This window comes from Proteus faecis (genome assembly GCF_003144395.1).
Taxonomy (GTDB): Bacteria; Pseudomonadota; Gammaproteobacteria; order Enterobacterales; family Enterobacteriaceae; genus Proteus; species Proteus faecis.
On the sequence record NZ_PENZ01000030.1, the window covers coordinates 114798 to 127833 of the forward strand.

A 13036-nucleotide genomic window follows, 5' to 3' on the forward strand; every position below is an offset into this window, starting at 1 on the left:
ATCTACAACCTTATCTCATTCTTTTTCTCGACATTTTTTTTACATTTGCAACATCAAAGAGGATGTTATGTCAGGTAAAAATTCGGCATCAATTAATAAGACCTATAACTTTTGGCGCAAAAATTTAATGCTGTCGATGATTATCGGTTATGCCACTTTCTATCTCACACGTAAAAGCGTCAACTTTGTGATGCCCGTTATGCAGGTGGAGTTAAATTTAGATAAAGGGGATATCGGTTGGATAGCCAGCCTTTTTTATCTCACTTACGGTTTATCTAAATTTGTTTCCGGTATTTTTCATGACAAATGGGGATACCGCTGGTTTATGGGTATGGGATTAGTGATGACTGGCATTATGAATATTATTTTTGCCTATTGTCTCTCGTTCCCTGCACTGCTTTTGGTCTGGGCACTAAATGGTTTCTTTCAAGGCTTTGGATGGCCTCCTTGTGCAAGGTTGTTAACACACTGGTATTCGCGTAATGAACGCGGTTTCTGGTGGGGGTTATGGAATATCTCAATCAACCTTGGCGGGATGAGTCTTCCCATTTTAACAGCGTGGTTAGCAACGCATTATAGTTGGCAAGTCGCACTGCTTGTTCCCGGTATTATCGGCATTATCATCGGGCTGTGGTTGTGTGTACGATTAAAAGGTACCCCCGCAGAGGAAGGACTGCCTACTGTGGGTGTGTGGCGGCGCGATGTTTTTGAATTACGTCAAGAGCAGGCATCTCCCCCTAAACCCATGCTAACTATTTTGAAAGAGAGCATTTTATTTAACCGAATGATTTGGTTACTGGGTTTTTCCTATATTTTGGTTTATCTCATACGTATGGCGATAAACGATTGGGGAAATATCTGGTTATCAGAAACACATGGCGCCAACTTATTGAGTGCTAATGCCATTCTCTCTTTGTTTGAAGTGGGTGGTTTACTCGGGGCGTTATGTTCAGGCTGGGGCTCGGATTTATTATTCCGTGGTCAACGAGCACCCATGATATTGCTGTTTTCACTCGGGCTTTTTACCGCAGTAACAGCACTTTGGTTAATTCCAATTCATCATTATGCTTTACTCGCAGCCTGTTTTTTTAGTATCGGTTTTTTTGTGTTCGGACCACAGATGTTAATCGGGCTTGCTGCAACAGAATATTGTCATAAAAACGCAGCAGGCACGGTAACTGGCTACTTGGGATTGTTTGCCTACTTAGGGGCAGCAATGGCAGGTTGGCCATTAAGTCAGGTCATGGCGCATTATGGTTGGACTGGGATGTTTGCATTATTAACCAGTGCTGCGGCCTTAATGGGACTCTTACTAATGCCGTTGTTAATTGCTGATGTTAGCAAACAAGAGCATTTAGTTGGCCCACTTTCATTTTCCGATGACGACACATTTAAAAGGTTCTGAACATGAAATTGAAAACCCTCTCTACACTTGTTGCTGCTGGTTTGGCTCTCTCTGCGGTTAGCTTATCAACAAATGCAGCTGGTCGTTTAGTCGTTTACTGTAGTGCAACAAATGCAATGTGCGAAGCTGAAACAAAAGCCTTTGCCGAAAAATATGATGTTAAAACAACTTTCGTTCGTAATGGTTCAGGAAGTACTTTAGCCAAAATCGAAGCAGAAAAACGTAATCCACAAGCTGACGTTTGGTATGGCGGTACTATGGATCCTCACTCACAAGCGGGTGAAATGGATCTGCTAGAGCCTTATGTCTCTCCTAATCTCGATCAAATCATGCCACAATTTCGTGATCCCGCTAAACGCAAAGGTAACTACTCTTCTGCGGTCTACGTTGGTATTTTAGGTTTTGGTGTCAATAAAGATCGCTTAAAAGAAAAAGGCATCGCAATTCCAACATGTTGGAAAGATTTAATTAAGCCTGAATATAAAGGTGAAATTCAAATTGCCGATCCGCAAAGTTCAGGAACCGCTTACACAGCACTAGCAACCTTTGATCAATTATGGGGAACTGAACAAGCCTTTGATTATCTGAAGAAAATCAATACAAATATTTCTCAATACACCAAATCAGGTATTGCTCCAGCACGAAATGCCGCTCGTGGTGAAGCCGCCATTGGTATTGGTTTCCTACATGATTACTCATTAGAAGTTGAAAATGGTGCACCACTTGAATTGATTTCACCTTGTGAAGGTACAGGCTATGAAATCGGTGGTGTCAGTATCATTAAAAATGCCCGTAATATGGATAACGCAAAATTATTCGTAGATTGGACACTCTCAAAAGAAGCTCAAGAAATTAGCTGGAAAGAAGGTAAATCTTACCAAATCCTAACCAATACCTCGGCTGAATCTTCACCTATGGCACTGAAATTATCTGACTTAAAACTCATTAACTACGACATGGATAAATATGGCGATAGTGAAGTGCGTAAAGAACTGATTAATAAGTGGGTTACCGAAGTAAAAATGGGTAAATAGCCTATTAACAGAGCGAGATAACCTCTCGCTCTCCTTTTCTCATAATAATAAATACATTTACTTTCGGGGGATTTATGTCTCACACACTCGCTTTATCTGAAAAAAAGAGGCGGGATCCCATATTTTTATGGATCCTAATTGCATGGATGGCATTTGCTTTACTGCCATCATGGAGCCTTGATTACGGTCTTTTAGATTCAACAGCAGATGAATTACTCACCTCTTACGGCTGGAGTAGCGTCAATATCAGTTGGCTCTGGTTTTTATTACCTAGTTTACTGCTATTTCGTCCATTAACTGCGCCTAAGCGTGAAAATCGCTCTCGTCACTATTTTGACGCAGGTTTTGCCTTATTTTGCGCCTTTATTACGATAGTCAGCGCTACGCTTGAAGGACGTGGCTTAGGTTATTCTGCCATCATCCTGTTTATTTCTCTGGGAATGATCATGAAAACCGCCTTAACACGCCTTGAATGGCTAGGTGGTGATAGCTTTGTTATCGGCTCTTTAATAACCGTTGTTGCACTAATTGGTGCCTTTATCATCTTCCCGAGTATCGCTATTTTTATTCCTATGTTTAAAGATAGTGCAGGTAATTTTGCACCTTTTGAGTTTATCGCTATTTTAAGCCAAGCTCATATTGTGCAAGTGATGCTCAACTCTATTGCACTTTCTATTGCTGTAGGAATAGGTTGTACTTTCTTTGGTTTAATTCTAGCAATTTATACCTCTCGTATTGCGGTACGTTCAGCCATTATTGGCCGTGTATTTTCTATCTTACCTATTGTTACGCCTCCTTTTGTTGTTGGTTTAGGCGTGACATTAATGATGGGACGTTCAGGTTATGTGACGGAGTTTCTCGCCACTTACGCAGGACTTGAAAATACCAACTGGCTATATGGATTTACTGGAATTTGGTTAGCGCAAGTGCTTGCCTTTACCCCTATGTCATTTATGATTTTAGATGGTGCCATTAAAACCATTCATCCTTCATTAGAAGAAGCGTCTTACACTCTAAGAGCTAACCGCTATCAAACCTTCTTTAATGTTTTTATGCCATTACTTAAGCCTGCATTAGCCAATGCATTCTTAATTGTGATTGTGCAATCTCTTGCTGACTTTAGTAACCCGTTGGTTTTAGGGGGTAACTTTGACGTTATCGCTACACAAATTTACTTCTATATCACGGGCTCTCAACTGGATTATCAATCAGCCAGTACATTAGGTGCGTCGCTATTAGTTTTCTCATTATTAGTGTTCTGTGTGCAGTATATGTGGATTGGTAAACGCTCTTACGTCACCGTATCAGGTAAATCTTATCGCGGCGATGTTCAACCTCTTCCATCATCACTAATTGCATTTGTGACAACAGTTTTAGCTATTTGGGTTATCTTTAATATCTTGCTCTATGGCAGTATTTTCTATGGTAGCTTCACCGTTAACTGGGGAGTTGATTACACCTTAACTCTGGATAACTTTATCAAGCTATTTGGTCAAGGAATGAGTGATGGTGCATGGCCGTCGTTGTTAGATACCTTGTTATATGCGGGTATTGCGGCACCGATTACCGCGATCCTCGGACTATTAATTGCCTATATCGTGGTGCGCCAAGACTTTAAAGGTAAGAAAAGTATCGAGTTCACAACAATGCTCTGTTTTGCTGTACCGGGAACGGTTGCCGGTGTCTCTTATATTCTTGCGTTTAACGACTCACCTTTCTATTTAACGGGAACGGCGGCAATTGTCATTATCTCTATGACAATGCGTAACGTGCCTGTGGGAATACGTGCAGGTATTGCGGGATTAGGGCAAATTGATAAATCTCTTGATGAAGCGTCTCTAAGTTTAAGAGCGAACTCAATGAGAACGATTTTCTATGTGCTATTACCGTTATTGCGCCCAGCTATTTTGTCTGCACTGATTTATAGCTTTGTGCGTGCCATTACCACAGTCAGTGCTATCGTCTTCCTTGTTACACCCGATACACGTGTTGCCACCGCGTATATTTTAAACCGTGTTGAAGATGGTGAATACGGTGTCGCAATTGCCTACGGCTCGATTTTAATCGTTGTTATGTTGGCAATTATTTTCTTATTTGACTATTTGATTGGCGAAGCCCGTGTTTCACGCTCTAAAGCCAAAAATGCACAGTAATACGGAGTATAAATCATGACACAACAACATTTCGTTGAACTGAAAAATGTAATTAAGCGTTTTGGCACTAACACGGTTATTGAAGATCTTAGTTTATCTATTCCACAAGGCAAAATGGTTTCATTATTAGGGCCTTCAGGTTGCGGTAAAACAACCGTATTACGTTTAGTTGCAGGGTTAGAAAAACCGACAGAAGGTAAAATTTTTATTGATGGTGAAGATGTTACCGACCGCTCAATCCAACAACGCGATATCTGTATGGTGTTTCAGTCCTATGCCCTTTTCCCTCATATGTCTTTGGGAGAAAACATTGGCTATGGCTTAAAAATGCTAGGACGTCCTAAGGCTGAAATTAAACAACGTGTTTCTGAAGCGTTAGAGCTGGTAGATTTAGCTGGATTTGAAGATCGCTTTGTTGACCAAATATCAGGGGGACAACAGCAACGTGTCGCCTTGGCTCGTGCGTTAATTTTAAAACCTAAAGTGTTACTTTTCGATGAACCACTTAGTAACCTTGATGCAAACTTACGTCGTAGCATGAGAGAGAAAATTCGTGAATTACAACAACAGTTTAATATCACGTCTCTTTACGTAACCCATGACCAAAGTGAAGCATTTGCGGTTTCTGATATGGTTTTAGTAATGAATAAAGGGAAGATAATGCAACTAGGTTCACCGCAAAATCTTTATCGCCAACCCGCGTCTGAATTTATGGCCAGCTTTATGGGAGATGCAAACTTATTCCCAGCTACATTGGGCACTGATTATGTTGACATATTCCAATATCGCCTGCCCAAACCAGATACATTTCATACGACTAAAACAGAAGTTAGAGTCGGTGTTAGACCTGAAGCTATCACTTTATCTCAACAAGGCGATGCCTGTCAGCAATGCAAAATCGTCCATGTCGCTTATATGGGACCTCAATATGAAGTAACAGTAGAATGGCAAAATCAAACCTTGTTATTACAAGTTAATGCCACACAGCTTCAACCTAGTGTAGGCGATAGCTATTATCTGCAAATTCATCCTTATGGTATGTTTATTTTAGAGTAACACTATTGCAAATAGTGATATTTTACAGGAAGAGTAAGCGAGGCACCCAATGGGTGCCTCTTTTTTATAATAATACTACGACATTTTCCCCTGGTGTGACATCCTGGTGTGAATATTTGATGTAACACTTGGTGTAATACATTGCTACGCTATTATTGTTTTAGATAACAGTTCAAAATACTGGCACTACTCCCTTTATTTTTTATTTAAGAAGCGATCAGAAAAAAACTGATAACCGCCTGTTCTACACGCTATTTCCCTTTAGCGAGATATTTTTGCATTTCATCCGTAGGAACCATACCACCACCCGTCGCCCATACTAAATGCGTAGCATTTTGCATTTTTTGACTGTCTAGTGATAAATCTTGCAGATAATCTTTAGCATGAGTGACATGTACAGCACCCGTCATTCCAGCTAAAGCCGACGGTTCTAACTGAATGCCTTCTTCTTTATTTAATACACTGAGTAAGTCATAAAGCTCTTGATCATCAATAGTGTAATAACCATCAATTAAGCGCTCCATTGCTCGACCAACAAAACCTGATGCACGCCCCACAGCAAGACCATCAGCAGCAGTTATGTTATCAATACCAATCTCTTGTACAGAAATGCCTTCATGTAATTGGGTATAAACTCCCAATAACATACAAGGTGAATGCGTTGGTTCTGCAAATAAACAGTGCACTGCATCACCAAATGCCAGTTTTAACCCAAAAGCAACACCACCAGGCCCACCACCAACACCACAAGGCAGATAAACAAATAGCGGATGTTCACTATCAACACGAACACCTTGTTCTTCAAATTGGCGTTTTAGACGTAATCCTGCTACCGCATAACCCAAGAATAATGTTTTTGAATTTTCATCATCGATAAAGAAACAGTTAGGATCTTTCTCTGCTTCTTTACGACCTTCTTCTACCGCAATACTGTAATCTTGTTCATATTCAACAACATTAACACCATGAGAACGTAATTTATCTTTCTTCCACTGACGTGCATCAGCAGACATATGAACACTCACGCTAAAACCTAATTTCGCACTCATTATCCCAATAGACATACCCAAATTGCCTGTTGAGCCTACCGCGATACTATATTGGCTAAAGAATTCGCGGAATTTGTCAGAAAATAATTTTTCATAATTATCATCTGTATTTAATAATCCCGCGTTGATTGCTAATTTCTCAGCATGAGTCAGTACTTCATAAATCCCACCACGCGCTTTAATTGAACCTGAAATAGGGAGATGGCTATCCTTTTTCAAACGCAATTGACCACTAATGGAAGTGTTATAGCGCTTTTCAAGAGCAACTTTCATTTTAGGAATATCAATCACTTCTGATTCAATAATCCCCTGAGTAACCGCTGTTTCTGGAAATGCTTTAACTAAATAAGGTGCAAAACGTTGTAGTCGTGCTTGTGCATCAATGACGTCATCTTGCGTTAAACCAACATATGGAAGTCCCTGGTCAGTGGTGGTTACTTTTGGGTTAAACCAAACCACTTCTTTTAAGTCCACTAAGTCACGAACTAGTGGAAAATCACTTATTAATTTATTTATATCTATATGGCTCATAGTCGTTCTCTTTTATATGACAAAAGAAAGCATAAATGTACCGCCTAATGCGACAAAGGAGGCAATAAAGGTCGCGACACTGTAAAAACGAAAAGTTTCACTTAAAGTTGCATTACAATACTGTTTTACTAACCAAAACAGTGAGTCTGTGACGATGGTACAACCAATAGCACCTGAACCAATTGCTAATGTAATAATTTCAGGGCTAATCTCTGGGTATAAAGGCATCAATGGAGCAACAATTGCAGTCGCGCCCATCATTGCAACAGTTGCAGAACCTACTGCAGCATGAAGGATAATGGCAACTAGCCAAGCCAATAAAATAGGATGCATATCTAAGTTAGAAAGAATTAACGCTAAAGATTCACTTAAACCACTGCCTTTTAAAATGCCATTAAAAGCACCGCCCGCACCAATAATTAATAAGATGTTGGCAATAGAACTAAAGCTATCTTCTGTTTTCTTCAATAACGTATTCATGCCCATATTACGGCGAATACCTAACACATAATAAGCAACAAAGGCAGCAATAAACATCGCAGTAATTGGGTTACCAATAAACTGTAATGCAGTATAAACAGATGTGCCTTTAGTCATATTTAATTCTGCCGCTGTTTTTATCAGCATCAGAACAATAGGTAATAAAATCGTAAATAGTGTAGATCCTAACGAAGGCAAATCTTTTTCTTCACGAATTTCCATATCAGAAAATTCTTCAGGTACAGTTTTAAATGGTAGGCGCTCGCCTAACATTTTTAAGAATAAAGGCCCCCCCACTAAAGATGCGACTAAACCAACAGCAAGGCCCGCAACAATAACAGTTCCCATATCTGCCCCTAATTCATTAGTCACGAAGAGTGCAGCAGGATGAGGAGGAACAATACAGTGAACAGCCATTAATGCTGTACATAATGGAATAGCTAATTTTAATAATGAAGTATTTGTTTTTTTCGCAATTGAGAAAGCAAGAGGGATCAGTAATACCACACCCACTTCAACAAAAAGTGTAATACCACAAATAAGACCAACCAATACCATAATAACGTCTGGAGATAACCAACGGCATTTTTGTAATGTAATACCAATGCGCTCTGCGGCACCTGATATTTCCATCATCTTACCAAGAATGGTTCCTAAACCGATAATTGCCGCTAAAAATCCTAACGTACCGCCAATACCGTTTTCAATCGCATTTACCATTTCTAAAGGGTTCATCTTCATTGCTGTGCCCACAAAGAAGCTTGCCAATAGTAAGGCTAAAAACGGATGAAACTTAAGTTTTATTATAGTAAAAACAATAAGCAAGATACTAATTATAAGAGTACCCAACACCCATAACGTTGAATCCATATCTCCATCCCAAATATTTTATTTATTGTTAATCATATTGAATATTAATCATTCGGTACTTACAAATGATGAAAATTTACACTAAGATGAATCCAGCTAACTCAAATAAGTGATTCTAATCACAAATAATCACATTGTGATGAGAAGTGGCAGGGTATTTCATCTTAACATTACCTTGATTGTTAACTTGCGTTACTATCAATAAAAAAATGAGAATAAAAGAATGTTTGAATCTTCTAGCGTGATTTTAAGAAATAAACGATTATCCAGTTATCAATTAGCAAGACTTCACACTTTTGAAGCAACAGGTCGCCATCTTTCATTCGCTTTAGCGGCAGAAGAATTGTCATTAACTCCCAGCGCTATTAGCCACCGTATTAATACATTAGAAGAAGAGTTGAGTATTAAGCTATTTAACCGCTTTCATCGCCGAATAGAGTTAACAGAAGAAGGTGAACGAATTTATTGGGCGCTTAAAAAAACGCTTGAAGATATTAACCAAGAAATTTTAGATATTCATAACCAAGAAATCTCAGGTGTTCTAACCGTTTATTCTCGACCTTCGATTGCACAATGTTGGTTAGTTCCTCTTATTTCCGATTTTACTGAGCGTTATCCATCTATTGAATTAAATCTCTTTACAGGAAATGATGATATTAACTTTCGAGGTTATGGTGTTGATCTCGCAATCTATTTTGATGATAAGCAACTGCAAAACCTTTATTGTGAAGATCTAATTTCAGAATCTATTATTCCTGTCTGTAGCCCTGAATATGCTAAAAAACATGAACTTATTGGCAATACTCATCATCTTTCTAATTGTACTTTGCTACATGATAGACAAGCTTGGAGTAATAACTCTGATTTCGACGAGTGGCGAGCTTGGAGTGAATATATGGGGCTTTCACTTTTTCCTAATCGTAGCAATATCTGTTTTGATCGCTCTGATCTCGCGGTTATTGCTGCAATTAACCACTCAGGTGTGGCAATGGGAAGAAAGCGTTTAGTGCAAAAACAACTCGCTAATAAAGAATTAATTATACCTTTTGATAATTGTGAACTTTTTTGTGCTCAGCGTTATTACCTCGTCACTCGAAATGAAAAGAGTAATGCTAAAGTGCAGCTATTCATTCAGTGGCTAAAAAAACAAATCAAGGAAAGCATGTAATTCTTGAGAAAAATAAGGATAATAATTCATCAAGGGCTAAGAATATTTTTATCATTCACCTCAAAATCCACTGTTATTTAAAATAAACCCACCAATTAGGTGGGTTTATTGTTTCTTAATTCTAAACGTCGATACTCTTATTTAGCTAAAAAGTGTTTATCTTCAATCACAATTAAAGGTTCAATATCACTCTCTTTTTTAATCACTAGCGTTGGGTCTGAACGTAAACAACAACCGCCATAATGCCCGCCCACAGTGAAAGTACAAACTTGAATATAACGATTTGCTACTTTTGGTAAACACCATAACTCTTGGTAAATATTTTCTTGGTGATCAAATTGACCATTAGTTTCATCTAACACATTCTCTTTATGATCAACCAAACCAATGTTATTACCACAACGACCCGCTATCGGTTTAACGGCATAACCACTCTGTGCAAGACGAGGAGTTACAGTGAAATCAGTATCTAACAAATAAGGGTTATCAGGGAACAATTGCCATAAGATAGGTAGAATCGCTTTATTACTTGGAATAAGTGTCCAAAGAGGCTCAAAAACGGTAATTTCAGGACGTAAAAGTACATCAACCAAGCGAACTTCACCCTCTGGATGCCCTGTACGAATAGGGATCAGCGCTTGTTGCTCACTCTCTTCTCTTAGTTGGTCTAACGCAGTTTCCCAAGCCCATGTTTTCCAAACACACTCAACAACTCGCTTATCTGCATCAATTAATTGACCACGGCTATTCCAATGAAGCTCATCTAATCCACGTAGAATTTTACTTTGATAACCGGCTTGGGTCAGTGATTGTTGCATAAAGAGAGCGTGATAATCTTCTTCACTATCATCATCTTGAAGAATATGTACAAAAGGTTTTGCATCACAGTGTTTCCAAGCATCTGCTAATGCATCAAGTAAGCGTTCGCCAGGGTTAAAGCCCTCTTTAATTCCACCTTTCTGCGCCCATTTCTCGATAATTAAGCCCGCTTCTGTATGACAAGAGGCTGAGTCTGCATTATATTCATAAACTTTAACTCCTCGCTCATCCATACAAAAATCTAATCGCCCAGTGATCATTTGATGGCGTCTATTTTGCCATGACAAGCGAATACGAGGCCACAGCACTTCAGGGATATCGAATAAACGCAGTAACTTATCATCTTTCAACACTTTTTCAGTTGCATGCAAGTACATCAAATGCATTTCATTACTTGCGCGAATAAGCTCCTGCTCTGCACTTTCTGAAATAGTGAAATATTCATAACTATCTTGATTAATAATATGGCCATGCTGTGCAAGAACATAAGCTTTTTCTAGTGGCACGCTTTCATCTAACCATTTGCCATCGAATTGACCTCTATTATCAAGCTTTTCAGCATGAATATTTAACAATTCAGGCATGATTTTAGGTTGAGGAAGGCTATAAGCATTAGGCTCTGTTTGGATCATCCAACCTAATAGTGTTGTATTGTCAAAAGTATCTTGAATAAAGTAACCCTTCTCCGTCACTTTAAGAGGTAATTCCCTAGTCCACTGTTGCCCTACCGGTAATCGAGTGTGGATAACATTTTGTTCTGCAATGCGAACTTTATCTTCAAGCACTTCAGTAATAACAGCAACATGCCCTGTTACTTTAAACTCACCACCTTCTTGCCAAATCAGCAAAGCCCCCACAACTGGAGGTTGTTTGCTACCATTTGCAAAGGCTTGTAATGGCAATATATCGTCATCTATGGTTTTACGTAAAAAACGCAGTGAGAAGATCTCATAAGCCATTCCCACATCAGTAAACACAGCCCCATAATGTAAATAGAGAAAACGGCGAGCAAACTCAACACACTGCCACTTGTGCCCCATATATTCATTACCAATATAACTACGGAATGAATCATTAGCGGCATAGTCTTCTTTATCAATACTGCTGTAATCTGAAGAGTAAATCGCGACACCACCGGGCGCATAGCCTAGCAATGTTCCAAATGGTTCATGACGAATGACATCTTTTACATTCATAATCTCGACCTTGACGATAAATAGATAATGACCCTACAACACTTATAATCTTACCTAAGTATTATAGTTAACAATCTTAACGCCGTAGCCTATTAGATGTGAATGTAATTTTATAAATTTCAATAAAGTGAAGAGAACCATTTGAAATTAACACGCGTTTAAGAAAAGAAATCTTGATGATAAAAAAAACTCAAAAATACCCCATTATAAAAATGCATAAAAGGTATTTTCGAGTATAAACACAGTCAAAGAGGGCTTTATTTTTTGTTATAGCCTCATTATTTACTCTTTATTAATCATAAATGCGAGCGTAAATAACAGATAAAATGGCGTTTAGGCAATATATAGCACTGTTTAACAAAAAAACCTCGACTATCCTGCTAAAAAAAAGAAGGATATCAAAATAGTTTAATGAAAATTAATATCATCTTATAACGTGACGGGTATAAATAATTCAACCAATTAACCGATAACTGAATAGTATGGATTTTATTCCTTCAAGCCGGAGAGCTTGTATATTTTGGAGATCCATCACGGAAACTTGATATTCAATTTATTGGATATTATTGGTGGTTGATAGGAAGAATGAGGTCACTAATGTCAAAGATTTATCCCATTTCTCAAATTATTGGGCATAAAATTCGTAAACAACGCCAGCAACTTCGCTTGTCAGCAAAGGTTGTCGCTGAACGAGTCGGTATTAGCCAGCAACAATTTTCACGTTATGAGAATGGGCTATGTAAGATTGATGTTGATATGCTCTTTCATATTGCACAAGAGCTAAAAGTCACGCCTGCATTTTTCCTACCGCCAAATGAAGAGCAAGTTTCTGCTGTTGCACTGACACAATCCAAACAATTTTGGAGCGCTCAAAGTCAAATTTAATATTCTTAGGATGGAAATCTTTTTTTGTCTCTTAACGAAAAATAAGATTTCCATCCTATAAGTGTCATAAGTTATTGAGACAATTTTGCCATTTTTGCTTTTAATGCGTTACCCAGTGCTATTTGTTTTTCTGGATCAATAAAGCCCATTGTTAATGCAGCAACCACCATTTCCCCTTTTTTATTAAATACAGGACATGATATGGACTGTGCTCCAGGTATACCTTCTGCCGGCTCGTGACGAATAGCAAACCCTTGTTGACGGATCGTATTTTGCTGTTTTGCCGATAAACCAGCATCTATCTTTAGATTAGTGACTGCTCCCCGCCCTGTCGGGCGAGGCTTCCCACTTCTTAGACCGCAACCGTCTGTGTGACGGATTTACGCTGGC

The 13036-nt window shown here is 38.7% G+C and carries 9 protein-coding genes; 6 read left to right on the forward strand and 3 right to left on the reverse strand.

The window, feature by feature from the left end; translation table 11 throughout:
* The first annotated feature begins 52 nt into the window (after nucleotides 1-52).
* The 4 genes from uhpC (at nucleotide 53) to fbpC (ending at nucleotide 5648) form a co-directional block, all read left to right on the forward strand.
* The gene (gene uhpC / locus DK858_RS08690; protein ID WP_228407259.1) at nucleotides 53-1405 is read left to right on the forward strand and encodes an MFS transporter family glucose-6-phosphate receptor UhpC; all 1353 of its coding nucleotides are present in this window, start codon (nucleotides 53-55) and stop codon (nucleotides 1403-1405) included.
* Between the two features lie 2 nt (nucleotides 1406-1407).
* The gene (locus DK858_RS08695) at nucleotides 1408-2439 is read left to right on the forward strand and encodes an ABC transporter substrate-binding protein (protein ID WP_069368510.1); all 1032 of its coding nucleotides are present in this window, start codon (nucleotides 1408-1410) and stop codon (nucleotides 2437-2439) included.
* Between the two features lie 74 nt (nucleotides 2440-2513).
* On the forward strand, nucleotides 2514-4592 hold the full coding sequence (locus tag DK858_RS08700) for an ABC transporter permease (RefSeq protein ID WP_109397070.1): 2079 nt from the start codon (nucleotides 2514-2516) through the stop codon (nucleotides 4590-4592).
* 15 nt (nucleotides 4593-4607) lie between these two features.
* Nucleotides 4608-5648 carry a ferric ABC transporter ATP-binding protein gene (gene fbpC, locus DK858_RS08705; RefSeq protein WP_109397071.1) on the forward strand — a complete coding sequence of 347 codons (1041 nt, stop codon included), beginning with the start codon at nucleotides 4608-4610 and terminating at the stop codon, nucleotides 5646-5648.
* A 251-nt stretch (nucleotides 5649-5899) separates the two neighbouring features.
* On the opposite strand, the gene DK858_RS08710 is transcribed toward fbpC, so the two are convergent.
* A complete protein-coding gene (locus tag DK858_RS08710) occupies nucleotides 5900-7228 on the reverse strand; it encodes a D-serine ammonia-lyase (protein ID WP_109397072.1) in 1329 nt (442 codons plus the stop codon).
* A gap of 12 nt (nucleotides 7229-7240) precedes the next feature.
* Nucleotides 7241-8578, reverse strand: coding sequence for a D-serine transporter DsdX (dsdX, locus tag DK858_RS08715; protein ID WP_109397073.1), 1338 nt, complete (start codon nucleotides 8576-8578; stop codon nucleotides 7241-7243).
* Nucleotides 8579-8801: 223 nt separating this feature from the next.
* Here dsdX and dsdC point away from each other — a divergent pair, with 223 nt between their 5' ends.
* Nucleotides 8802-9746, forward strand: a complete 945-nt coding sequence (dsdC, locus tag DK858_RS08720; protein ID WP_109397074.1) for a DNA-binding transcriptional regulator DsdC — start codon at nucleotides 8802-8804, stop codon at nucleotides 9744-9746.
* A 137-nt stretch (nucleotides 9747-9883) separates the two neighbouring features.
* Here dsdC and gss read toward each other — a convergent pair whose 3' ends face one another.
* Nucleotides 9884-11761 carry a bifunctional glutathionylspermidine amidase/synthase gene (gene gss, locus DK858_RS08725; protein WP_109397075.1) on the reverse strand — a complete coding sequence of 626 codons (1878 nt, stop codon included), beginning with the start codon at nucleotides 11759-11761 and terminating at the stop codon, nucleotides 9884-9886.
* Nucleotides 11762-12358: 597 nt separating this feature from the next.
* On the opposite strand from gss, the gene DK858_RS08730 reads away from it, so the two are divergent.
* Nucleotides 12359-12646 carry a helix-turn-helix domain-containing protein gene (locus DK858_RS08730; RefSeq protein ID WP_072063612.1) on the forward strand — a complete coding sequence of 96 codons (288 nt, stop codon included), beginning with the start codon at nucleotides 12359-12361 and terminating at the stop codon, nucleotides 12644-12646.
* Nucleotides 12647-13036: the final 390 nt, after the last annotated feature.